Source organism: Bradyrhizobium erythrophlei (assembly GCF_900129425.1).
Lineage (GTDB): Bacteria > Pseudomonadota > Alphaproteobacteria > Rhizobiales > Xanthobacteraceae > Bradyrhizobium > Bradyrhizobium erythrophlei_C.
On record NZ_LT670817.1, the window covers coordinates 6,300,460 to 6,325,370 of the forward strand.

Genomic DNA, 24,911 nt, shown 5'->3' on the forward strand with positions numbered 1-24,911 from the left:
CTCTCCGATTAAATGGTCAGTAGGCTACCGGAGCGCGTTCGATCGGACGTGGAATGCCGCTAAATCGGTCTGGTCGAGGCCCTCCCGCCGTCGCCGTGCCCCCTGTCCGAACTATTAAGATAGAACCAAGGCTCGTTTTTGGGAAGCCGGGTCTCCTCCTACTCGCGACAAACGCAGCCGAGATTGATGCCGATGCAAAAGTCGATGCGCCGGTCGGCGGCGAGCCAGCGGCCGGCACCCGCCGGCTGACTTCGACTTTTTGGCACGTTTGAGACATGCCGACCGGCTCCGACAATGTCCGTTGATCGGATCAGACCGGAAGTGCCCGGCAAACGGCCGAAACGACGCGATTGACCCGGAACAGTCGTTCGGGATTACTATCCCTCTGCCATAGCCCTAAGAGCGCTTCCCCGATTTTCGCTGAAGCTCGGCCTCTATATCCGCGAACTCGCCGCCCAGTTTGAACAGACACCATCCTTTTTCATCCACTTCTTTGCGGACATCAGGATTCGTGTCTGCCGCTAATCGCGATCGAGTGATCGTCTATTCGTCTTCGGTAGTGGCAGCGGGCATCCCCATATCCTCGCGGACTACAAGCCGCCAGCCAGGAAGGATACTGTGCGTGTGGAAGAGATATTTCATCTTTTTGCCTTCCGGATTGGAAGCTCTCGCGCGGACTATCGTACGTCGCCTTTTGGCACCAAACAGACACGACGCAGCGGCGCCACGCATGTCCGTTGTTGAGGGATGAACGAACTAAGCTCAGACGTGACCCAATTTCCGTTTTTGACCCCAAAGCGGTCCCCCCTCGCTAGAATCAGAACACATCGATAGTCGGGAACCGAGCGTCCCCTGTAATGCAATCCCAAAGGTAGATTGCAAGACCGATGTCGCCGGTCCAAAGCGAATACCGGCCGCGGCCGGCAACCATCTGAGCGCCGCGATACTGGAAGATGGCCGTCATGGCGAACCGGCGCGCGCGGTCGAGCCAAATGGGGTCATTCGTGCGCCGGTAGAGCTTGAGGAATGCGTAGCCATTTCCACCCGTGCCGTGGCAAAGGTTCGAGCCCTTTGTCAGCGGTCCGGCGGCCCAGGTAAAGCGCCCGCCATCCAACAGAAGCGCATCGAATTCCGGCGTAGCGAAGCGGGCGTCGGCAAAGGTCGTCACCATTCCCGGCGCACCGTGACAGTGCTGACATATGAAAAGCCGCTTCTCGCGCTTGCTTCTCGGGCCCCATGTTGTCCCAACTTCGTACCGCCACGCATTCGCTTCAAGCGACTTCGGCACAAATTCGGCTACATGCGCTTGCTGCGCCGCCGTCAACCAATCCCATCCGAGCAATAACGGGATGACGTTGCCAGCGAAGCCGTGAACGGGCCCGAGAAAGCGGTCTTTGGCACCGTAAAGATCCTGGGTCCAAAGTGGACCTTGCGGCGTGTCCTCCAGTTCGGCCAACAGCCGCGCTGCCTGTACTTCGAAGAGGCCGCGCCATCGCTCTTCCCCCGTCATCTCGCCCATGTGGACTGCCGCAACCATCGACCCCGGCATACCCCACATCAGTTCTCGGATTGGCAGTCCATTATTTGCTTCGGCGCGCCTATAAACGAGGTCGGCGAGGCTCGATGTCGGCTCAAGGCGCATTGCGAGAAGTGCCGCACCCATGTCGCCGCGTAGCAGCGAGCCATGCTTCTCGTAGTCGGTCGGAGAACTGGCTTCGTGGTCGATGAGTGTCCGCTCCATCAGCTTGGGCAGAGCAGAGCGAAAGTCTTCGGCGACACGGGTCGCCCCTATGCGATGCAGGTAATCCAGTGCCCAAATGACACCTGCCGCGCCCTTGTAGAAGCTGGGGTCACCATCTCCCACCCCGTCGTCACTCGGGTGAGCCGGCCAGAACGTGTCGGGGTGGAAATGGGCGATCGCATCGGCCGCAATTTCTTCGATCGCGCCCCGAACAGCCGATTCATTCCAGGCGTCCTGTACAAGCGGACGATGACGTCCGGGGGTAATCATGGCGTAAGGGCTCCTGAGCGCTGTCCATCTGTACTTCAGATGACGCAAGTAAGGATCGCACGATTGAACGAAAGCTATCCAAAAGCGTGCCGCGCGGCAAACCAACTGCACCACCTGAAATGGTTCGACGCAGCGAAGCAATGAGGCGTCGCCTCTCTGGCGATTTTCGGACATGGCGCGATGTCCCGCTTGAGTCCGTTATGCGCACCAAACCAGACGTCCGCTGACCACTCCGGATTTATGGGTTCACGCCCTGGTTCTAATGATTTCGGGGCGGTGTGAGATCATCGGCTGGTTCATGCCGGGAGATCGCCTGACCTCCGACGCCGCGCTATGAAGACAGGTCTCGTGTTTGTGATGCGATTTCAACGATTTGTGTTCAAGGCCTTGGCGGCGCGCTTCCTTTTCCCACGACACTATCGCCGATCTGCAGCGATTCGCTGAGGGAGCGGCCCGGAACGGCGCCCAGGCAGTCAGTGCTGGCGCCGGCGCAAGCGGCGACGCGTCCGGCGCGTCGTTAGGATGGCTCATCACCAGTTCGCCGGGCGGAGTCGACGCTCTTCGTCAACGCGCCGTATTCGTCGCGAGCTGCAAACTTGATAATGACCCGTCGTATGTGAGTGCAGAGTTAAAGTCGCTTTGCGAGCCACTAAATGGATTTTGTACGCGCCAGTGGTGCTATCCGCTGCAGCCACGCGGCTTCAACAATGACGCGGAAGAGCGCCTTTTTATTGCCTTAACGGTATGTTGCCTCATGCTGTGAAGGTGGCGCCGGAAACACTCCGAAACAAAAATCCTTCGCCGGTGTTTCCCTGAATCTGCAACAATAGGTGCGCATGGCCACGGCATCGCCGAACATACTTATCGTCGAAGACGACCGCGAGACGCGAACGCTGATTGCAAAATACCTGCGCACCAACGCCTGCAACGTGACGACGGCGAACGACGGACGCGAAATGGCGCGGGCGATGGCCGACCATCGCGTCGATCTTCTGATCCTCGACGTAATGCTGCCGGGTGAAGACGGCCTCAGCCTGTGCCGCAAGGTCCGCGCGGAATCGCAAATTCCGATCATCATGCTCACCGCGCGCGGCGAGGATGTCGATCGGATTCTCGGACTTGAAATGGGCGCCGACGACTATCTGGCCAAGCCGTTCAATCCGCGCGAATTGCTGGCCCGGATCAACGCGGTGCTGCGCCGCCAGGCCGCCGCGCAGACCGTCAGCACCAGCAATGGCGCCACCGCGCTGACCTTTCTGGGCTGGCGGATCGATTTCCGGCTGCGCGAACTGCGCGATCCGGCGGGCGCGCGGGTCGCGATGACCAGCGCCGAATTCGACCTGCTGCGAACCTTTTGCGAGCGGCCGGGCCGCGTGCTGTCGCGCGACAGCCTGCTCGATCTCACCAACGGCCGCAGCGCCGGTTCATTCGAGCGCAGCATCGACGTGCTGGTCAGCCGCATCCGGCGCAAGATCGAAACCGATCCGCAGGACGCCACCATGATCAAGACGGTGCGCTCCGGCGGCTATTTGTTCACTCCCACCGTGGATGCGGTCACGACCCCGGCAAGCGGCTGATCATGAAGCTGGCAGGTTTCCTGAATCTCAGGGGTATCAGCGGACAGATCGCGGCGCTGGTGGCCGCCTCGATCATCGCCATCCATCTGATCATCACCGCAACCTTTCTGATCCACCGGCCGGACCGGTTCGATCCGCCGTTCGAGCAAGGACACAGTCAGCTGGTTCCAGTGGTCCAGCTTCTCGGGGCGGCGCCCGCGGCCGGACGGCCAGCGCTGTTTGCCGACATCGCGCGGGCATTCCCGCAACTGGAGATCGAAAGCCTTCCAGCGGGTCCCGCTGCCGCGGTGGACGAACTGGACAAGTTCAACCTGCGTAGTCTGCATCGCCGCCTCGGCAGCAGCTACCGGATCTTTTCGCTCGCGCACGACGAAAGCAGCCACCAGGTCGGCATCGCGCTGCCGGACGGCACGATGATTTCGGCAAAGCTCCCGCCGGACGAACGGCAACTTCCGTTCTGGATCAGACCATGGATCGTGACCTTGCTGTTTGGCGCCATCAGCGTCACCTTGCTCGGCTTGTGGGCGGCGTGGGCCTTGACGGCGCCGCTGTCGTCATTCGCGAAAGCCGCCGAGAACTTCAGCCTGAACGGCGCCGCGGCACCGCTGCCCGAACGCGGGCCTGCAGAAATTCGCTCGGTGGCGAAGGCGCTCAACCGGATGCGGGAGCGCATCACCGCTTTGATCGACGACCGCACCAAAATGCTGGCCGCCATCAGTCACGATCTGCGCACGCCGATCACCCGGATGCGCCTGCGCTCCGAATTCATCGAGGACGATACGCACCGCAGCCGCATGCTGGATGATCTCGACCAGATGCGCTCGATGCTGGAATCCGTGCTTTCTTTCCTGCGCAACGACGGCAAACTCGAATCCATGACGCTGGTCGACATCGCGACCACGCTGCAGCTCGTCACCGATCAATTCGGCGACATGGGGCACAAGATCGCTTACGACGGACCCGGCCACGCCATGGCCACGGTCCGCCCCGACGATCTGCATCGCAGCATTACCAACCTGGTCGAGAACGCGGTCAGGTTCGGCGCGGAGGCCACCATCCGCCTCATTGTGTCGCCGGACACCGCGACGATCGAGATCGAGGACGATGGCCCCGGCATCGCCGATGCGCGCAAGGCTGCCATGCTCGAACCGTTCGTGCGCGGCGACGACGCCCGGAATATGGATGAGGCTGCGGGTTTTGGCCTCGGGCTTTCCATTGCGCGCGCCATCGTGCTGGCGCATGGCGGCGAGCTGACGCTCCACGACCGGCAACCGCATGGATTGATCGTTCGCATCGAATTGCCGGTGCGCCAGCAAAGCTGGCAGGCAGCCGCCTGAGCACGCCCAACGTTAAGTTTTCGATCGTCGCCTTGCCATACTTCGCACAACGAGGAGTAAGCTCACGTCGTTGTGAATCGGGCGTGTCGATATCTTGCCTTAAACGGACAAGACAGCGAGATGGTGGTTGACTGATTCGTGATCGAAAGCAGCGCCAACGTAACGAGCGTTGGAGGTCTTAATCACCATCAAGCAATACTTTAAAACGATCGGAAACATTTCGGAGATTTTTTAGCCACATGCGCACCTTACGTGCCGTTCGGAATGACAAGGGGCGCGTTGCGGATGAATGTTGGAATGCGAGTTCGGGCAGGCTTTTTGGCCGCCCTGGTGGTGTGCGTCATGCTGGTATCGTCGTTTGCTGTCGCCCAGTCCGTCGCTTCGATCGAGGTCGCGGGCAACCGGCGTGTCGAGATCGAAACCATCCGGTCTTATTTCAAGGCGGATCCCGGTGGGCGGCTGGATCAGGCCGAAATCGACGACGGCCTGAAGGCGCTGATCGAGACCGGCCTGTTTCAGGACGTCAAGATCAGCCAGACCGGCGGTCACCTGCTGGTGACGGTGATCGAAAACCCGGTGATCGGCCGCATTGCCTTCGAGGGCAACAAGAAGATCAAGGACGAACAGCTTACGGGCGAAATCCAATCCAAGGCACAGGGTACGCTGTCGCGTCCCATGGTCCAGTCCGATGCCCAGCGCATCTCCGAGGCCTACCGCCACTCCGGCCGCTATGACGTGAGCGTCACTCCCGAAATCATCGAACAGCCGAACAACCGCGTCGATCTGATTTTCACGATCGTCGAGGGCGAGAAAACCAGCGTCAAGTCGGTCGAGTTCATCGGCAACAACGCTTATTCGTCGTATCGCCTCAAGGACATCATCAAGACCCACGAGTCAAACCTGCTGAGCTTCCTCGGCGGCGGTGACGTCTATGATCCGGACCGGGTCGAAGCCGATCGCGACCTGATTCGCCGGTTTTATTTGAAGAACGGCTTTGCGGACGTGCAGGTGGTGGCCGCGCTGACGGAATACGATCCGGCGCGCAAGGGCTTCCTGGTGACCTTCAAGATCGAGGAGGGCCAGCAGTATCGCGTCTCGTCGGTCAATATCCAGTCCAGCATTCCCACCCTTGACGGAAACGACCTCCGCAGCTTCTCGCGCGTCAGCGTCGGGTCGCTCTACAACGCCGAGGCGCTGGAGAAGACGGTGGAGGAAATGCAGATCGAGACCTCGCGGCGGGGTTATGCCTTTGCCGTCGTGCGGCCGCGTGGCGACCGCAATTTCGAGGCCCATACCGTTTCGATCACTTTTGCCGTCGACGAAGGCCCGCGGACCTATATCGAGCGCATCGACGTGCGCGGCAATACCCGCACCCGCGACTATGTGATCCGCCGCGAATTCGATATTTCCGAGGGCGATGCGTACAACCGCGCGCTGGTCGATCGCGCCGAGCGGCGCCTCAAGAACCTTGATTTCTTCAAGAGCGTGAAGATCACGACCGAGCCCGGTTCATCGAGCGATCGTGTGATTCTCGTGGTCGATCTCGAGGAGAAATCCACCGGCGACTTCTCGGTATCAGGCGGCTATTCGACCACCGACGGTCCGCTTGCCGAGGTCAGCGTCTCCGAGCGTAACTTCCTCGGCCGCGGCCTGTTTGCGAAAGCATCGGTAACCTACGGGGAATACGCGCGCGGGGCCTCGCTTTCCTTCGTCGAGCCTTACCTGCTGGACTACCGCGTTGCGCTTGGTCTTGACCTGTACTATCGGGAGCAGCTTGCCAACGATTACATTTCGTACGGCACCAACACCATCGGCTTCAGTCCGCGGCTCGGTTTCGCCTTGCGCGAAGATCTGTCCTTGCAGCTTCGCTATTCGCTCTATCAGCAGTCAATCACGCTGCCCAGCACGCTCGACAACTGCAACAACATCCCGGGGCCGGCATTTGATCCGACGCCGGCTTATATCAATTCGGTTGATCACGGCCATGACCCCACCGGCAATGCCCAGGCCGGCCTGCTTCCGGGCTGTCTGGCGGACGGTGAGTCTTCACTGCCGGTTCGGAAAGAACTGGCAGGCGGCCCAACGTTGACCTCGTCGGTAGGCTATTCGCTGGACTACAACACACTCGATAACACCAAGAATCCGACCGACGGTCTGCTCATCGACTTCAAGCAGGACTTTGCCGGTGTTGGAGGCGACGTCAGCTACTTGAAATCCGCGATCGACGGCAAGTACTACGCGCCGCTGGTTGCCGATATTGTCGGACTGGTCCACGTCCAGGCCGGCACGCTCAACAGCGTCGGCAACAGCCAGCTTCGAATGCTTGACCAATTCCAGATGGGGCCCAATCTTGTCCGCGGCTTTGCTCCGAACGGGATAGGCCCGCGCGATCTTACCTTCTACCCCTACACCGGATACGGCGATGCGTTGGGCGGCACCAAATATTGGGGCGCATCGGCTGAATTGCAGATGCCGTTCTGGTTCCTCCCGAAAGAGGTCGGTCTTAAAGGCGCTGTCTATGCCGATGCGGGATCGCTCTGGGACTATCAGGGGCCTACGAGTTGGGCCGCCACGGGTGAAGTCAACAACAGCGCTTGCAAGTGCGCAATGGTGTACGACGATTCCAATATTATCCGCACCTCGGTCGGCGTCGGCCTGATCTGGCAATCGCCGTTCGGGCCTCTGCGCTTCGATTACGCAATCCCGATCACGATGGGTAAGTACGACATCGTGCAGCAATTCAAGTTCAGCGGCGGGACTTCGTTTTGATACCCAACTCCAGAATATATCGCTTCGGGTGGGTATGGCGGGCGGCGGGCTGCGTGCCGATGCCGGCTGCTGGCGAACCTCGGCGACCGATATGAACCAGGATTTTTAATGCGCTACCAGCCAACATCGGAGTTGACCGTGGTCTTTGAGAAGCACCTCGTAAGAGGGCCACTATCATGTTGATGGTCAACCCCGCCCGGGAGTCAGCTCCACGCTATGACCGGCGTGGCTGGATGCACTGGCCGGACAACGAAGATTACTCCCATCGCTTCATGCAATTATTGGGTACTGCACAGGAAGGTGGCAGCACAATATCCGAGTGCTTTCTCACGGCGACCCGCATTACGCCAGGCGATGATGAGAGCTGGCATCGGGAGTGGAAGAAATTAGCGGATACCTGCAAGAGAAGGGGCGACCTCGCACTTCAGCAGGGCAACACCAATACCGCAAAGGGTAACTGGCTGCGGGCGTCAAATTACTATCGCACCGCGGAGCACTTCCTCAACACCGATGACAGAAGACGCGGCTACATTCTCGAACAGATGCAATTATGTTCGCATCTTTATCTCAGCTATTTGGCACCCAAAGGCGAGATTATCCAAATCCCCGGCTCCGGCGGCAGCCCAATGCACGGTTATTTTCTCCGGGCTCCAGGGTCTGCGCCTCAAGCACCTGTCGTCATCTCCATCGGTGGGCCGGATCATCTGAAGGAGGAACATCTCTATAAGATGCCGCGTCACGCACACGCCCGAAATCTATCCTTGCTTGTGGTCGATCTTCCGGGACAAGGGGTTTGTCCGCGAGGCGACAGCGTGGTTGGACCAAATGATCTCGAAATGTCCATCAGCTGCTGGGTAGACTATCTTGCAAGTCGTGCCGACGTTGACGTTGAACGGATTGCGATTTTCGGAGAGGGTCTGGGCGCTTCCTTTGCGTCGCGAGCAGCAGCCATAGACCACCGGCTCAGGGCCGCTGTTTGCGATGGCGGAATTTGGGATCTGCACGAACGGGCGTTTCTGTTGAAGCGGATTTCCGGTCGCAACAATCAGGAATCGATCGAAGACCAGGTTTCGAAATTGTGGCGTTATAGCATCGCGAAGAGGATCAGATGCCCAATTCTGGTGACGCTGGGTGAGTGTGATTGGCTGGAAACCAATTACGCCGCCAAATTCTACAGCTATCTCAAGAAATCGGGGATCGATATCAGCCTGAAGATTTTCTCGGCCGCCGAAACGGCCGCGTCGCACGCGCAAATCGATAACCCGACGATTGGAAATGAATTTATCTTTGACTGGATAGCGGCTCGCCTCGGCACAAACGGGGCGACGACATGAGTTTAGGGAAAGCGATGATCGTCAGATTTCCGCCGCGAACCTTAACGAGGCCTTCTCAAGACGATTTTTGAGCACTGTAAGTTTGCCCGTTATGTCTTCGAGCGCGCGATCGTCCAGCTCTGAAAAAATGTACTCATTGAGCCTTTCCTGGTGCAAGGAAAGACTCGCAATTTGTTTGCACGCCTTGTCCGTCAGAGACATCAAGACGACACGCGCATCGTCAACAGAAGTGATCCGTCGCATGAACCCGTGTTTTTCGAGACTCTTGCTCTGAGTCGTAACAAACGACGGGTCGACGTGAAGCTTTTCCGAAACTACCCTGACTGATACCCCGTCACCTCGATCAAGATCACTTATTGCCATGAGAATCAGCCATTGCGGCCCGCTGATTCCCAGCATCCGCGCCAGCATGTAACGGATTTCCTCGAAGTGGGTATTGATCGAAACGATGTCCCAAATGAACTCCCGGACCAGATCCTGGTTTTGACCTGTCGCATTTGCGCCACCCTGGCTGCCGCCCTTGGCGGACCGACCGGATGAAACTCGCTTGGGGGAAACCGGTCGGTTAGCCATGACGGTGGACCTCGCGGACCTCGAATGAGGTTGTTAGGTCAATTAGTTAGCAGATTCGAGCAGGCAAATCACCCCCGGAAAAACCGATTTAGACAGTGTTGCTCAAAAAGCACGCATCTGAATGAAGTAATTAGCTGTGTTGCTAATGTATTTTACTCCACTGAGTTTATCTTGCACTGTTCACATTGTCGACAGGGAAGAACCCGGGTCGTCCCGTTCTAGGTGGTTCGCATAAGTCCCTCGCGTTCATGCGGGAGTGTCCGAAAGCGCGAAGCGGCTGAGCGGTTTTTCAGGGGGCAAGGGAGCCAACCTCAGGGTGTTTTGACCCTGCGGATCCGGAACCTTCCCTGCAGCACAACTTGGAGGTTAACATGAAGTTGGTTAAGAGCCTTTTCCTCGGCTCAGCGGCGGGTCTGATCGCCATGAGCGGGGCACAGGCGGCCGATCTTCCCGTCAAGGCCAAAGCGGTCGAGTACGTGAAGGTTTGCTCCCTGTATGGTTCGGGTTTCTACTACATTCCGGGCACCGATACCTGCATCAGGCTGGGTGGCTATATGCGTATCGACACCACGTTCAACGGCGGTGGCGCATATAACGATCCGTCATGGAGCGGAGCCGCCGGTCAGGACACCCGGCAACGCAACCAGTACATCAGCCGCGTTCGTCAGGACCTCGACATCGATACCCGCACCTCCACCGAATACGGTGTCGTTCGCACGTATTTCGACGCGACGTTCAACTGGACGACCGGCACAGACTCGATCGCCGGCGGTGGTGCTTCGGCTGGCATCTACTACGCCTTCATCCAGTTCGCAGGCTTCACGATGGGTAAGGCCGTGTCCGAGTTCAGCACGCCCTGGACCGGTTATCCCGGCGGCAACTTGACCTCGTACCTCATCGGCGGTGAGGACGACGTGACAGGCATCAACCAACTCGCCTACACCGCGTCGTTCGGTAACGGCGTGTCGGGTACGATCAGCTTGGAAGATTCGCAGGCCTATGATCAGTCGCAGCTGCTAGGAGTCGTTGCGGGGGCTGGCCCAGCGGCAACCTATAACACTGCTGCAACTTGGCTGTCCGGTACGGGGATGGGTAATCCGACCAATACGGGAACGTACGGCAGCTTCTACGGCGGCTCGGCAGTCCCCGATATCGTCGGGCAGCTCCGGGTGGATCAGGCCTGGGGCCTGTTCCAGGCGTCGGTTGCGGCGCATGATATTCACGCGTCTTATTATATTCCATCCAACGAAACCTCCGGCCATCCCTCCGATGCATGGGGCTTCGCCGGGATGCTGGCGTTGTCGATCAAGAATATCCCGACTGGACCCGGCGACAGCATCAACATCGACACCACCTTTGCAAATGGCGCGTCTCGTTATGTCATTGGTGGCGTTTCCCCGAACTCCTTTTCGATGTTCGGCGGCACCAGCGCTGCCGGTGCCTTCCAGAGCATAGGGTTCGCGACGGCTGCGGATGGTATCTTCGGACCGGGCGGCCAGATCGAGAAGACCAACGCTTGGGGCGTCCGTGGTGGTTATAACCACAACTGGAATCCCTATTGGTCGACTTCGCTGTTCGGCAGTTTCTCGGCCCTTAGCTATAATGGTGCTGGCAAAGCACTGTTCTGTGCAGGCATGGGCACCGCGGTTTTGGGTCTGGGCACGAGCTATACTTGCAACCCGGACTTCAAGATCGCCCAGCTTGGTGTCGTAACCCGCTGGACACCGGTCCAGAACCTGACGTTCTCCGGCGAAGTCCTGTATACGCAGCTGTACCAGAACATGTCCGGGACGACCGCTCCGGTGAGCGCGGGAGGCGCCACGCCAGTAGCAGTCTACCAGTTCAAGGACCAGGGCACCGTATCTGTCGGTGTCCGCGCACAACGCAATTTCTGATCGAGATTGTCGACAATAAAAAAGCTCCCGGCGGGAAACCGCCGGGAGTTTTTCTTTGCGTTGCGGCTGCCTTACAGAAGAAAAGACCCTTGGGGCGCCGCACGACTCCGCCGTCCGGGCATAATGACGGGGATACCCGTGTCCTTCAACGCGCTCAGCGTAACCTCTGATTCGATCGTCTGACGACTGTCGAAGAGCAGTCCCCGGCGGGGCTCTTTGCGCCAATGCATCATGCGATCCGACGCGCGTTCGACTTCTGAATAAAATATTACTAACTCAGGTATTGCACTCAATCATCTAAATCATGTATTATTCCAGTCCAGATAGCCGGCAAATGGTTTGACGGCCCTTAGCCAGGGGGAGACCAAAAGCTACCTTATGTTTAACCTCCGAAACCTCCGGCAATGCCCTGCCGGAGGTTTTTAATTTGATGGCCTCGTTTGTGCGGCTCGATAAATTGCTGGAGCTGCCGTTTGGCGATGAACGTTCGCTTTCCTGAACGCGATTTATGGGACCGTGCGGTTGCGAACCCGGTAAGCGGAAGCCGCCGGAGCGTGGTTCGACAACGCCCTCCCTTTTGAACGAGCCTCGCGCTTAAACAATCGTTCCCTTTGTTACCGCGCATGCGGCCTCTCAGGCGCAATCGCGTGACAGCCTCCTTGATGCGCGCGGCAGCCGCATGCAGTGCGCCGCTGCATGGAAAGCGGCAAGGAGCGCATCGAACGGGAACAGATTCGCAATCGACGACCGGCTTATCGGTACAGAGCTCCAGGATACTATCGGGGCCGTTGCCGGGAATGGAATCAGACCTTGCTGGACGGAGACTCCCGTGGAGAAGCCTGCAATTGCGGGCGCCGAATCCCATCGGGGTTTGCCATTTGTGATCTCGCGATTGTAACGGAACATTTCTGCTACCGGATCGGTCCTTAATTTCGCCGGAAGCAACCGTGCTGTTTGGCAGTTGCTGGGGCGAAGACAGGAGAGAGATTTGTCACGTACAACGTCCGTTCGCGGCATGACCATCGCCGTGGGGTTGCTTCTTGCGACCGCACCCTATGCCTCTGCTCAATCCGTTCCGACCGGCGGCGCCGCCCGTGGCCCCCGCCCTACAAAAGACGCCCCGTCGACGAACGGACCCGACATCTGGGACGCCAATCACGATGGCATCTACACCTGCGACGAGTGGAAGAGCTACCTTGATCGGCTATTCAACCTGGCCGATCGCAACCGCGACGGGCATCTCGATCCGTCCGAATTCGCAATCATCCGTCGGGCTGGAATCGCCCTCGCCGACGCGGACTTCGGCTACTTCGATGAGAACCAGGATGGAAAGATCACCCGCAGCGAGTTTGTCGACAAGCCAAGTGAGTTTATTTTGCAGTACGACAAGAACGGTGACTGCCGCGTCACACCGGACGAAATGAAAGGCGCAAACACTGATCAGAAGCCGACGAATGGCAGGGGCAAGAAATTCTGACAGTGAAACACCGACGGCCCTAATCCGGAGATCTCGGTTCGTTAACGCCGTCGTCAACGCTCCTGATAATCCCTGGGCGCGCGAAAGTGAGACATCGTGCTGTTTCCGACAGTCTGTGGACCGAAAAAAGGACGCACCCGCAATGATTTGATCGCAACCACTCACCACGGTGGGTGGTCAGCCAGAAAATCTGAACTACAATCAGAGCAGGACGGCCAATTCCATGGCGGAGTGAGATGCGCGCTGAACTACATGGAAGGAGGCTCTGGAACCAGACGATGTGTCTGGTGCCTACAATGACCGTCGCCATTTACTTCGGCGAGCTTATTTTCGCGACTGCCCTTGCCATCGTATTGCTGGCTACCTCACCTCTTAAGCCATCCATTGCTGCTGTTCTGTTCTGCTGCGGTGTCGCGGCCTTCTCGCTGGCTGAATACCTCACCCATCGCTTTGTGTTGCATTCCATCGCGCCGGTACAGCACCGGATTCATCACGCACGCCCAAAAGACGCTGTGGACAAGATCTTCTGGCAAATATGGCTAGGCTTCGGCGTGTTCTACTTGATGACGGGAGCCGACGCTCTGGCCGGCGCTCTTGTCGATTACGCATGGTATTTATTGGTCCACTATTGCTCCCATCATAGCCCTGCGATTCTCCCGGCTTCCCTGCTGAAACATCACCTCGACCATCACAGGTTTGCGCACCGAAACTACGGTGTCTCAACAAAGTTGTGGGATCTGGTTTTCGGAACGATGCTTCGGTGACGCGAAGCAAGTAATATCGATGAACGATCTCTTCGGACTGATCGCGTTTTTTGGAGAAACGCTGACGGCGCCGACGGTAATCGCGGTGGTAAGGAAACGATCAATGTTTTGGAATCGGGCCATCATTCATCGAATGCTGCGCTGTTCGCTCTTGATGACAGTTCTTGCCGCCGCTCCGGCTTGCGCCGAGCCAGGCTTCGGCAACGTGGCTGGTTCATGGTCAGGCAGCGGTTCGATGAAGCCATCGGATGGAGCGCGCGAGCGCGTCCGGTGCAAAGTTGACTACAATGTCAAGAACGCGGGTCAGTCCGTGAAAATGAATGTGCGCTGCGCCAGCGATGCTTACAAAATGGATTTGAGTGCCAACATTGATCAAAACGGCACCAACCTTTCGGGGAACTGGTTTGAAAGCCAATATCGGCAGGGAGGCAGGGTCTCGGGGCAAAACGTCAACGGCCTTATCGAAGCGAAAGTCGAGAGCGATACGATCGTTGCCCTGCTGACGGTTCGCACAAAAGGGGACCGCCAAACATTCGTGATGGAAGCACCCGGAGCGTGGGTTTCGCAAGTTTCGATCGACCTTGTTCGAGATCCCCAATGATGCTGCGTTCGACCCCGATGGGCTGATGGAGTTACTGTTAGTGCAGGTCTGCCGGCGCGACGCCGCAGTCTGCACGATCGTGAAGGCGTTTAGTTATGAGCCTGAGTTGCCAGGTCCATCCCTGGAGGCGCCTTCGCCCATGAGTAATTGTGGCTTGCGAGATCATAGCCGCGATCGAAAAGCGAAATCATATATCTCTGGTCGAACGGTTCTTTGCTGGTATCGGTAAAGTCGGATGGAATGCTCGCAAGGTTGAAGTCTATTCCCTCGCGCTTGGTGACGGAATAGATGCGGTAAAGATCTCCAATCCCCTGGTTCTTGATAAGCGTGGAGATGGAACGCTGCGTAATCGATAACACGTTCTCATTGACGGATTGCCATTCGGGATCGATTTTTCCGTTTCTAATAACGTACAATCGCGACTTCCTCGCCGGTCGACCGGGTTTTTGATCGCGGGAAACAAACGGAGATAGCGACGGAGCGATAAAGACCTGTCTGGTGACGCCCCCATCTACATGCAGTTCGTCATAGTCCTGTCCGCCAACGCGAACCTGAATTCGGACAGGCGGAAAAACCCCTGGGAGGGTTGCCGATGCGAGTAGTATTTTCCGAAACAGAGTGATCGCATCGCGATTGTTGCTCATCGCAATGCGTCCCATGTCCCACAATACAGGTCGTTGCGTATCAAGGTTGGTCGTGCCGATCAGCAGAATTCGACCCTTGAGGCGCTCGCGCGCAATTTCCTGGAGAAAGGAATCGTCCACATACTTCGCGATCAATCGAGCCAAAGGTGCATCGTCGGTTAACGAGGAGCCCTCGAGCAATCCCGATACGTTGTAGGTGAAAATGTCCTTTCGGCCGTATTTTGTAAAAATCTCGCGCAGCTGACTATCGTGATCGCGTCCCAGAAATGCAAACGGAGCAATGAGGGCCCCTGAGCTGACGCCGGTGACCAGGTCGAATACTGGCCGTGTGCCCGCATCGCTCCAGCCCACCAGCACACCGGCGCCAAAGGCACCGTCTTCGGCGCCCCCGGATATGGCGAGCAGGTTTGAGACAGCCGGCTGCCGTTCCGAGGCAAGCGGCGATCGTGTTCCCGATTTTGGCATATCCGCCATGACGATCGCCTCGATTTCCCGAGCCGGCGCGTCACCCCAAAAGCGGATGTTATGGTATCCTTCGAGTTCGACCTGGCTCGCACTTGCCTCCGGCAGAACATTGCGCGGGGAGATCGTCGCGCAGCCAGCTGTCAAAAAGACAGTGAAACCGATAAAAGCAAGCCGAGCCAGGCGCCGCACCAGCCGGCGAAAGTCATTGACTTGCTGTTCGTGTCCTGACTTCAAGGCACAGGCGACTGGCCGGATGCTACGCAGTATCAGCCACACAACAGCAAATTGCCCCAGATACCGGAAAGTTGTCCTCAACGGGGTGACCGCAGGAAGATTGTCAACATTTCCGGATATTTCCATCGGAGGCATTCGCATGCCCAATGGTTTACTTCAGATATGAAGTCGGGGCGGATCAATGTTGGCTTTGGGGTTTTCTCGCGGCGCCGTCCTCGCTGCTCGATTTTTCAGGATGGCCTCGCGTTTACAGGGCCACCCGCAGCATCCGCTCCATGATCCGATCACGATAGATGAAAATGTGCGCCAGCGCCACCCCGACCGTAATGGCGCATCAATGTGACTTATTTTTCAGCGCCCGACGAATTTCGGCGGGCGTTTGGCATTGAAGGCTTCGACTCCTTCCTTGAAGTCGTCCGACTGACGCAGGCGGCTGTAGCAATGGCCTTCCAGTTCGATCGCGACCGTCAGCGTCGAATCTTCGGTGTCGTTCAACAGTTTCTTGGCGGTCCGCTGTGCCAGCGGCGCGAAGCTACGGAGTTCGTCGACCAGCTTGTCGGTGGCCTTCTCGAGCTCGGCATCGGGCACGCATTCGGTCGCGATGCCCCAATCGAAAGCCTGTTTTGCGGAAATACGCTTCGACCGCATCACGATGTCCTTGGTGCGGGTAATACCGATCATTTTCTGCAGGCGCGCAGAACCGCCCGACCCCGGAATCTGGCCGAGCTTCTGCTCCGGCAGCGCGTAAAGCGTCGTCTCCGATGCGATCCGGAAATCGCAAGCCAGCGACAGCTCGAAGCCGACCCCGAAGCAATAGCCGCGGTTGGCGACGATCACTGGTTTCGCGCAGCGCGTCGGCGACGCGATATTCCACGCAAGCCTGGAGACCGTCTCCGGCGAGGCTTCCATGAAGCCACCGATGTTGCCGCCACTGGAAAAATGTTCGCCGACCGAACGGACCACGATGATGCGAACCCGTGCATCGTCATCGAGCGTTTCGAACACGAGCCGCAACTGATCACGCTGCGGCATCGAAACCACATTGTAGGGCGGCCGGTCGAGAATGATGTCGGCGCGCTCATGCGCCTCATCGATTTCGACCTGGAAACCGTCGAGCTTGCCAAGGCGCGGATCGGCGAAAATGTAGGGAGAAGACATGTTACTTCCTTTCTGATGTTGTCAGGCCGCGCTTGAGGGCGGCGCTTGTTCGCGTTGATAGTCGCCGGCGACGAGCAGGCGGCGCAGCAGCTTTCCAACCGGCGATTTCGGGAGGGCATCGACAAAGACGAAGCGCCGGGGGCGTTTGAAGTTCGCAAGCCCGGATGTTCGGCAGAATTGTTCGAGGTCCTGCTCGGTGACGGCGCCCCTGCGCTTCACAAACGCCGTGACGACCTTGCCCCATTTCTCGTCGGCAAGACCGACCACGGCGACTTCGAGCACGGCCGGATGAAGCGAAAGACAGCTTTCGATCTCGACCGGCGAGACATTTTCGCCTCCGGTGATGATCATGTCGTCGACACGGCCGGTGACGAACAGATCGCCATCGCGATCGACGAAACCGGTGTCGCCGGTGAAATACCAGCCATCGCGCAGTGATTTGGCGTCGGCGTCGGGCCGGCGCCAGTAACCCTCGAAGGACTCATCGCCGGCCAGCCGCGCGATGACCTCGCCCTCCTCATTGGGTAACGCCACGTCCGCAGCCGATTTGGCGTTCAGCTTGACCACCCGTATTTCCTGATTGATGCCGGCCTTGCCGGCCGATCCGGGCTTGGCAGGCGCGTTCTGGTCGATGGTGAAGGTGTAGATTTCCGAACTGCCATAGTGGTTGACGAACAGATCAGGCTGGAACGCGTCGTTCAGCGTCTTCAAGAGCCCGTCGGTCATCGAAGCGCCGGCGAAGCCGAGTTTTCGCACGCTGGAGACGTCGGTCGATGCGAACTCCCGGGCATGGACCAGATCGTGGTAGAGCGTCGGCACCAGATACAGATTACTGATCTTTTCCTTTTCGATCAGCGACAGCGCCCGGCTGGTGTCGTAGCGCGGAAGACAGACGAATGTGCCGCCGATCAGCGACATCGCGATCAGCGACCGTACGCCCATGGTGTGATAGAGCGGCATCACACCGAGTGTACGTTCGCCGCGCCGATAAAGATTTTGTGCGACATGCGCGATGCCCGCGGCCCGTTCCGCGCGATGACGCCGCGGCACGCCTTTCGGCTGCGATGTGGTTCCCGATGTATAGAGCATGATCGACCAGGCTTCGGCGCTTACGCGTGGCGTCACGTCGGCCGCGGGCTCAGCGGCCAGGCGATCGAAAGCAAACGCGCCGGCCGTGTCGCCGCCCCCCGCGCAAATGCGTGCCAAAGCCGGCGCGCGTTTCGATTGCGCAACGGCTTGGGCGGAGACATCCTGGTAGACGACGGCACAGGACTCGGAATTTTCAATATAGAAATCGAGTTCGTCCGCCTTGGCGCGCCAGTTGACCGGCGTGATCACGATGCCGGCCAGTTGACAGGCCCAGTGCAGCGTGGCGGCCGCCTCGCAATTCTGCAGCACCGTGACCAGATGATCGCCCGGTTTCAGGCCAATGCGGTCGAAGGAAGCCACCAGCGAGGAGATGCGCCCGTACCATTGGGCGTAGGTCAGCCGAACGCCGTCGTCGACGATCGCTGGAGCGTCGGGGTCGCGCGCCACACTGGCGACAAAGCTGGCTCCAAGATCAAGCATCTGATTTCTCTCTGCTCAAATCGCCCGCCATTTCGGCCGCGGCTTCAAGCGCCGCGCGCACGATCGGCGTGTAACCCGTGCACCGGCACAAGTGACCGCTCAGCAAACCCCGGACGCTCTCCTCATCCGGCCGTGGGTGTTCGCGCAGGAAACAATCGAGCGACATCAGAATGCCGGCGGTGCAAAAGCCGCACTGAAGCGCGTGATTGCGCTTGAATGCCGATTGCAGAATGCCGAGGCGGTCCGCCGACGGTGCCAGGCTTTCCACCGTCCGGAGCTCGCAGCCGTCGATCTGCACCGCGAGCGTCAGGCAAGCGCGCGCCGCCTTGCCGTCGATGTCGACTGTGCAAGCGCCGCATACGCCATGCTCGCAACCGACATGGGTTCCGGTCGCTCCGATTTGATACCGTAGGAAATCGGTCAGCAGCAGCCGCGGCTCCGCCTCGCCGGCGCACGGCCTGCCGTTCAGCGAGAAGCGGATGGGGTGCCGTCGGCCAGCCTGCAATCGGCTCATTGCAGCACCTCCTGCGTCAGTTCGCGGCCGATCATGCGCACCAGGTCGCGCCGGTATCGCGCCGTGGCGTGGACATCGTCGCGGGCGTCCAGTTCGTAAGCGAAGCCGTTCAAGGCGTCGTCGAGGGCACTGCCTTCGAGGCGTGGAAAATCCCGTGCTGCCGGCATGTCGGCGACTCCCCCCACAGCGAGGCGCACGCCATCGGCCGTCTCCACCGCGGCGCAGGCGACAATGGCGAAGTCACCGTGACGGCGCGCCACCTCCCGGAATGCGCAGCGCGTTCGAACGGCTGGAAACGAAACGGCTTCGATCAGTTCGTCGTCGCCGCGGGTGGTCGCCATCATGCCGGCGAAGAAGTCCTTCGCGGTCACGCGCCGGCGCCGCTTCGCGCTGCGCAGATGCACCTCGCCACCGAGGGCCTGCAGCACCAGCGGCATTTCGGCGCTGGGATCGGCATGCGCGACCGAACCGCAAACGGTGCCCCGGCTTCGCGTTTGCGCATGACCGATCCATGGCAACGCCAGCGCGACGAGCTGCAGGCTCCGGCCGAGTTCCGGCCAATCCAGCAACGTGGCCTGACGGACCCCGGCCCCTATCGTAACCGTTCCGCCCTTGCTCTCGATGCGTGTCAATTCGGGAAGACGCATGATGTCGATCAGCGTCCTGGGCTTTGCCAGGCGCATGTTGAGCATGGCCATCAGCGATTGGCCGCCGGCGATGATGCGCGCGTCGCCACCTTCCTGGCGAAGTACGTCGAGCGCTTCGTCGAGATGTTCGGCTCTGATATAGTCGAATGCGGCGGGCTTCATGGACGGCCTCCGAACAAGCGGCGCAGCTTCGCCAGCAAGGAGATGCGGGATTGCCCCGCCCCGACACCACCTGCCTTGCGCGCCAGCGCCGCGAAGAACTGACCGATGATCACGCGCGCGGCACCGTCGAGCAGGCGGCCGCCGATGCTCGCCACCTTGCCGCCGATCGCCGCCTCATAGACGTAGCGGATCGTTGTGCCGCCATTCTCGGTCGGAATGAGGGTGATGCGCCCCTCCCCGCCACCGAATCCGAGCGCGCCTTCGGCGGACCCGCCCAGCGTGACAGCATGCGGCGGATCGAGATCGGACAGTTTCACGTCGGCGCGGTATCGCCCCTTTACCGGACCGATGCCGAGCGTCACGTCGGCGCGGAAATGCGTGTCCGAGATTTTATCAACGTTGTGGCATCCGGGGATCACAGCCTGAAGCGTCGCGGGGTCGAGCAGCATGGCCCAGACGCGCTCAGCCGGGGCGCCAACCGTCGCCTCTCCTTCGCCGCGCAGACGCCGGTCACCGTTTCGCTTCTCGATTCCCTCGGCTGCGCGCCCAGCCGGCGGTGCGGGTTCGGCGCCGCGCAAGATTAGCGCGAGTTTCGCCGGCACCAGTGGCAACTCGACGTCTTTCAAGCCGAGCGCGTCGGCGACCGCGTTGGCGATACAGACAGGGGTCGACATGCAATTGCCCTCGCCAACGCCCTTCGACCCCAGCGGTGTGAACGGCGACGGCGTTTGCATGTGCAGAATGAGTGGATCCGGCACTTCCGCCGTCGTCGGCACCAGATAGTCGGCGAAAGTCCCGGTCAGAAAACTGCCGTCGGAGGCGTAGGCGTATTCCTCGTAGAGCGCAGCGCCGATCGCCTGGGCGAAGCCACCGCGGATTTGCCCGTCAACCATGGCCGGATGCAGGATCGTCCCGCAGTCGTGCATGGTGACGTAGCGGTCGATCCGCGTTTGCAGGGTCGTCCGATCGACCTCGACGCCGCAGAAATCGAAGATGAAGCCGTGGCACAGCGAAGAGTTGATATGGTCCTCTTCGTCCGGGGCGGTCAGCTCCGGCGGGCTCCAGAAAACGGTTTCACGAATCGTCTGTCCGACGCCGTCGGGCAGCGCGCCCGGCGCCCAGTGGCTCAGTCCCGCGAGACGGGAGAACGATACTCTGTTGTCGGGATTGCGCTTCGATCCGACGTGGCCGCCGGTGAATCCAATATCGTCAACGTCGGTATTCAACTGGCTTGCGGCGATGCGCGCCAGCCGTTGCGCGATGCGCTCGGCGGCGAGTTTCGCAGTACCCGCGACGGCGGGCGCGAAACGGCTGGCGTAATTGCCCGAAGCGATTGACCAGGCATCCTTGACCGTATCCATTTCGGTGTTGACCCTGATATCGGCGGGCGCAAGGCCGAATATGTCCGCAACGACCTGCGACAGGACGGTGCGGTGGCCCTGCCCTTGCGGCACCGAGGCGACATGCACGGTGACAGTTCCAACCGGATCGATAGCGACCGTCGCGGTGGCCTGGGCACCGTTCTTCGGGCCGGCCTTGCGACGCTCGGCCGGCGTCAGCACGGTCGTGATGTAGCCCATGTTAGACACACTGGGCTCGACCACGGCGGTATAGCCGATGCCGTAGAGGCGCCCCTGCGCGCGCGCCGCATCACGGCGCGATTTGAGGTCCTCAAGCGCGCCTTCGTTGACTCCGCTCCTGATCGCCTCCTGATAGTTGCCGGAGTCGAGCAGCGCACCGCTCGCTGTCCGGTACGGAAAGGCATCGGCGGCAACGAGATTGCGCCTGATGACGTCGAGCGGATCGAGACCGAGTTCGACCGCGATGCGGTGAACCAGGCGCTCGAGCGCGAAATAGACCTGCGGGCCGCCGAAGCCGCGATTTAACCCGGTCGGCGTCTTGTTGGTGACCACGACGCGATTGCGAACCGCGAGATGGCGAATATCGTAGGCGCCGGTCAGATTGCCGTGCATGCGATAGAGCGTCGCCGGCTCCGGAGCACGCAGATGCGCCCCGCAATCCTCGACCTGGTCCCAGTCGAGCGCGAGGATCCGGCCGTCGTCAGTGACGGCGGCGCTGAGCGTCGTGGCCCGGTTGGTAGCGGAAACCGACGCGGTCAGATGCTCAAGCCGGTCCTCGATCCATTTGACCGGGCGTCCTGCCGCGCGCGCCGCCGCGGCGACCAGAACGATGTAGGGAAAAATCCCCTGCTTGACCCCGAAGCTGCCGCCGGAGTCCGGCGGCGTTCGCAGCCGCAGGCGGTTGCCTGGAACTCGCAGCGCCCGCGACAGCACCGCATGGATGCTGAAGGGACCCTGGAAATTGGCGAGGACGTCGTAGGCGTCGTCGCCCGGATCATATTCGGCGACCACGCCGTAGGTTTCGATCGGCGTGCAGGAATTACGCGGATAGCGAATGTCGAGACTGATCCGATGCGCTGCCGTCGCAAAAGCCTGCTCCGGATCGCCGTAGCGAAAGGTCCGATCGCTGGCGACATTGCCGGCAAAGCCGTCGTGCAGAACCGGCGCATCCGCATCCAGCGCCGCCAGCGGATCGACCACGGCGGGTCGCGCCCGGTACTGCACCTCAATCAAATCAACCGCGTCTTCGGCCAGATAGCGATCGGTGGCAACGACAATGGCGACGGGCTCGCCGACATACCGCACGCGCTCGACCGCGATCGGCCAGCATTGTACCGGCGCCTTGACGCCAACCACCAGGCTCGCGGTCAGCGCCTTGACGTCCTCGCCGTCGAGGACAGCGACGACCCCGGCCGCTCGCTTTGCCGCGGACGTTTCGATCGAGACGATACCGGCGTGCGCGTGCGGCGAACGCAGGATCGCCGCGTGGAGCGTGCCGGGACGAACCCCGAGATCGTCGATAAAGCGGCCCCGTCCGGTCAGCAGCGCCGCATCTTCGACGCGCGGAATCGATCGCCCGACCCACAGCGAACCCGGCTCATGACTGGCAAATGCGTGGCTGGCGGCTTCCGCCATCCCGAACGTCCTCCCGTGCATGTTGGATGCATCAGGCGACTTTATTTACCCCATCGCGGACCGCCGCCATACCGGCCGATCTCGGGACTTACCATCGCGTCTCATTTCATCGCGCTGTGCAATGCAGCATCAGCTCGCAAGCCGGGATACGTTTCGGAACTCGCGGGGGCTCACGCCGGCGTGGTTGCGGAAGAAACGCGTGAAATGCGCCGGTTCGGCAAAGCCGAGCTGGTTGCTGATATTGCGGACGCTCGCGGACTGATTGAGGACGGCGTCGACGGCCTGCTCCATGCGCACGACGTTCAGATAGACCTTCGGCGGCACGCCGATCGAGGACTCGAACAACCGGAAGAAATGCGCGCGCGATAGTCCCGCTTCCCTGGCGAACGTATCAAGTCCGGCACCCCGTCTGGTTTCGGCCCGCATCGACGCCGCAACCCGGCGGATGCGCCAGTCGCCGGAGCGCGCGTTCATCTCCCTGATCGACGCCGGGAAGCTTCGCCAGGGCGTGAAGCGCTCGATCACCGCGATCATCAGATCGGACAGCAACGATTCATGCGCCGTGCGCGCCTCGGGGCGGGCCATCATGTCGGCCGCCAGATTCATGGTGAGGCCTCGAATACGCGGGGACACGCCGCCGGACGGATGGACGAAGAAGCCCGGTGCGCCACTCGCCGCCCAGCCCGGCCGAAACGCCATCAACCATTCCGGTTCGACGTAAAGCGCGAGAATGACGGTGCGCGGCCGGTCCGGATCGTGCACATAGGAATGTGGCTGCCAGCCGTTCACCAGGACGGCGGTTTCGTTGGTGAGCGGATAGACCTTGTCGCCGACGACGAACTGGGTGTCCGCTCCCTCGACCTTCAAGAGCACGTGACAATGCGGATGGGCGTGGCGCACCAGCGACCAGTCCATATCGAGAAGTGCGACGCGGCCAAAGGCTCCATGTGCAATTCGCAAAGCTGTCGACATAGCAAACTCTCCCAATAGTAACGCCCGGTTCACGCGCCGTTGCGGGATACGAGCATCGTTCAACACTTGATCAAGAAACTTCTTCAGGCTTGATCGGGCGGCCTCCGGCTTCCAATTGGCAGTACTGAATTACCTTAAGATAAGGCAGTTGAGTAGATCGTCATGGTGCCAATGGCGAGAGTGACTACTCCGACGACAGCTTGCAAACACCGATTGGCCCAGGTGAGCCATCGCGCGGAAACTGCGAGCGGCACCGCGATGACGACAGACAACGCGCCCATTCCAAGCATCGAACCGATGCCGAACAGCAGAACGTAGAACATTCCGTACGCGGGATTTTCCACCTGCGATACCGCGAGGACGAGAAGCGCGGCCGACCCGGCCATCCCGTGCATCAATCCGACCAACAGCGAGCGCCAGCGAAAACCGTGCTGATGCGGATGCGCGCTTTTCTGATGCGGGACGGCTTCATTCACGTGGCTATGGAGATGGATGTGCTCCGTGCCGTCGCCGTGTCGATGCCGGTGAAAATGCACGCGGTCACGCCATAACCGCCATAATACGTTTGCGCCGAGTCCGACCAGCATGATGCCGACGGCGGTCTCCAGCGGTCGCGCGAGCCGTTCGGGAATCGCATGACCCAGCAGGATCGCCGCACCGGCGAAGGCGAACAGCGTCAGGGTATGGCCAAGCCCCCAGGTCAGCCCATGCTTGACGATATCGCGAACGCCGGTCCGGCGAGCGGCAATACTCGACACCGCGGCGATATGATCGGCTTCGAGCGCATGGCGCATTCCCAGCAAAAAGCCGATCCCCAGGATTCCGAACATATAGTCCTCGATTTCATTTTGACGAACAAAACCTCACCCCGAAGGCGACCTCACAGCTTCTGCGAATCTCGCTGCGCGGCCAAGCATACCAGCCTTCCAGGCCCTGTCCGCTACGGGCCGAGACCTGAAATACCCTGGTCGAATATTACGGGGCAAACGAGGTTTGCGGCGTTCTCGATCATGACAACAGAAGGCGGTGCAGGCTTTAGCTCGGCGAGGCCCCGCGCCACCATGTCTGCTTCAAGATGGCACCCCGTTCCGGTATTGACCTGCACGGCCGGCGCCGGCGGCGGGGATGCGCTCGCCATCGTTGAGCGCGCGAATCTCCCACCCCGCGAACCACGCCCGGTTCTTCGCCGCCAGCGCGCCATTCTTCAAGGAT

General features: G+C 60.1%; 19 protein-coding genes. 8 read left to right on the forward strand and 11 right to left on the reverse strand.

The features are described 5' to 3' along the window. Positions 1-817: 817 nt before the first annotated feature. The gene (locus tag B5527_RS30220) at positions 818-2,011 is read right to left on the reverse strand and encodes a lanthionine synthetase C family protein (RefSeq protein WP_079607625.1); all 1,194 of its coding nucleotides are present in this window, start codon (positions 2,009-2,011) and stop codon (positions 818-820) included. A gap of 836 nt (positions 2,012-2,847) precedes the next feature. Between B5527_RS30220 and B5527_RS30225 the strand changes: the two genes are divergently transcribed. The 4 genes from B5527_RS30225 to B5527_RS30240 all read left to right on the forward strand — a co-directional run bounded on the left by B5527_RS30225 (position 2,848) and on the right by B5527_RS30240 (position 9,028). Then, positions 2,848-3,588, forward strand: a complete 741-nt coding sequence (locus B5527_RS30225) for a response regulator (protein WP_079604768.1) — start codon at positions 2,848-2,850, stop codon at positions 3,586-3,588. A 2-nt stretch (positions 3,589-3,590) separates the two neighbouring features. Continuing rightward, the gene (locus tag B5527_RS30230; RefSeq protein ID WP_079604769.1) at positions 3,591-4,925 is read left to right on the forward strand and encodes an ATP-binding protein; all 1,335 of its coding nucleotides are present in this window, start codon (positions 3,591-3,593) and stop codon (positions 4,923-4,925) included. 285 nt (positions 4,926-5,210) lie between these two features. Further along, positions 5,211-7,694, forward strand: coding sequence for an outer membrane protein assembly factor BamA (bamA, locus tag B5527_RS30235; protein ID WP_079604770.1), 2,484 nt, complete (start codon positions 5,211-5,213; stop codon positions 7,692-7,694). Between the two features lie 176 nt (positions 7,695-7,870). Continuing rightward, entirely contained in the window at positions 7,871-9,028 is a 1,158-nt protein-coding gene (locus B5527_RS30240) for an alpha/beta hydrolase family protein (protein ID WP_245332322.1), read from the forward strand. A 21-nt stretch (positions 9,029-9,049) separates the two neighbouring features. On the opposite strand, the gene B5527_RS30245 is transcribed toward B5527_RS30240, so the two are convergent. Then, positions 9,050-9,601, reverse strand: coding sequence for a MarR family winged helix-turn-helix transcriptional regulator (locus B5527_RS30245; RefSeq protein WP_079604771.1), 552 nt, complete (start codon positions 9,599-9,601; stop codon positions 9,050-9,052). 371 nt (positions 9,602-9,972) lie between these two features. Here B5527_RS30245 and B5527_RS30250 point away from each other — a divergent pair, with 371 nt between their 5' ends. The 4 genes from B5527_RS30250 to B5527_RS30270 all read left to right on the forward strand — a co-directional run bounded on the left by B5527_RS30250 (position 9,973) and on the right by B5527_RS30270 (position 14,338). Further along, on the forward strand, positions 9,973-11,496 hold the full coding sequence (locus B5527_RS30250) for a porin (protein WP_079604772.1): 1,524 nt from the start codon (positions 9,973-9,975) through the stop codon (positions 11,494-11,496). 1,015 nt (positions 11,497-12,511) lie between these two features. Beyond that, on the forward strand, positions 12,512-12,973 hold the full coding sequence (locus tag B5527_RS30260; RefSeq protein WP_079604774.1) for an EF-hand domain-containing protein: 462 nt from the start codon (positions 12,512-12,514) through the stop codon (positions 12,971-12,973). A 296-nt stretch (positions 12,974-13,269) separates the two neighbouring features. Then, the gene (locus B5527_RS30265) at positions 13,270-13,737 is read left to right on the forward strand and encodes a sterol desaturase family protein (protein WP_172842710.1); all 468 of its coding nucleotides are present in this window, start codon (positions 13,270-13,272) and stop codon (positions 13,735-13,737) included. A gap of 19 nt (positions 13,738-13,756) precedes the next feature. Then, complete coding sequence (locus B5527_RS30270) at positions 13,757-14,338, forward strand: hypothetical protein (RefSeq protein WP_245332323.1); 582 nt, start codon at positions 13,757-13,759, stop codon at positions 14,336-14,338. Positions 14,339-14,427: 89 nt separating this feature from the next. Here B5527_RS30270 and B5527_RS30275 read toward each other — a convergent pair whose 3' ends face one another. The 9 genes from B5527_RS30275 to B5527_RS30315 all read right to left on the reverse strand — a co-directional run bounded on the left by B5527_RS30275 (position 14,428) and on the right by B5527_RS30315 (position 24,837). Further along, positions 14,428-15,807, reverse strand: coding sequence for a patatin-like phospholipase family protein (locus tag B5527_RS30275; protein ID WP_079604776.1), 1,380 nt, complete (start codon positions 15,805-15,807; stop codon positions 14,428-14,430). A gap of 225 nt (positions 15,808-16,032) precedes the next feature. After that, complete coding sequence (locus tag B5527_RS30280; RefSeq protein WP_079604777.1) at positions 16,033-16,839, reverse strand: enoyl-CoA hydratase/isomerase family protein; 807 nt, start codon at positions 16,837-16,839, stop codon at positions 16,033-16,035. A gap of 21 nt (positions 16,840-16,860) precedes the next feature. Next, positions 16,861-18,408 (reverse strand): AMP-binding protein, encoded by a 1,548-nt coding sequence (locus B5527_RS30285; RefSeq protein WP_079604778.1) that lies wholly within the window; start codon positions 18,406-18,408, stop codon positions 16,861-16,863. Beyond that, complete coding sequence (locus B5527_RS30290) at positions 18,401-18,922, reverse strand: (2Fe-2S)-binding protein (protein WP_079604779.1); 522 nt, start codon at positions 18,920-18,922, stop codon at positions 18,401-18,403. The genes B5527_RS30285 and B5527_RS30290 overlap by 8 nt, the downstream gene beginning before the upstream one ends. Continuing rightward, complete coding sequence (locus tag B5527_RS30295; RefSeq protein WP_079604780.1) at positions 18,919-19,731, reverse strand: FAD binding domain-containing protein; 813 nt, start codon at positions 19,729-19,731, stop codon at positions 18,919-18,921. Before B5527_RS30295 ends, B5527_RS30290 begins: the two co-directional genes overlap by 4 nt. Then, a complete protein-coding gene (locus B5527_RS30300) occupies positions 19,728-22,727 on the reverse strand; it encodes a xanthine dehydrogenase family protein molybdopterin-binding subunit (RefSeq protein ID WP_079604781.1) in 3,000 nt (999 codons plus the stop codon). Before B5527_RS30300 ends, B5527_RS30295 begins: the two co-directional genes overlap by 4 nt. A 129-nt stretch (positions 22,728-22,856) precedes the next feature. Continuing rightward, on the reverse strand, positions 22,857-23,699 hold the full coding sequence (locus B5527_RS30305) for an AraC family transcriptional regulator (RefSeq protein ID WP_079604782.1): 843 nt from the start codon (positions 23,697-23,699) through the stop codon (positions 22,857-22,859). A 134-nt stretch (positions 23,700-23,833) separates the two neighbouring features. After that, entirely contained in the window at positions 23,834-24,529 is a 696-nt protein-coding gene (locus tag B5527_RS30310; RefSeq protein ID WP_079604783.1) for an urease accessory protein, read from the reverse strand. Positions 24,530-24,639: 110 nt separating this feature from the next. Further along, positions 24,640-24,837 (reverse strand): hypothetical protein, encoded by a 198-nt coding sequence (locus tag B5527_RS30315; protein ID WP_338065048.1) that lies wholly within the window; start codon positions 24,835-24,837, stop codon positions 24,640-24,642. Positions 24,838-24,911 lie beyond the last annotated feature (74 nt).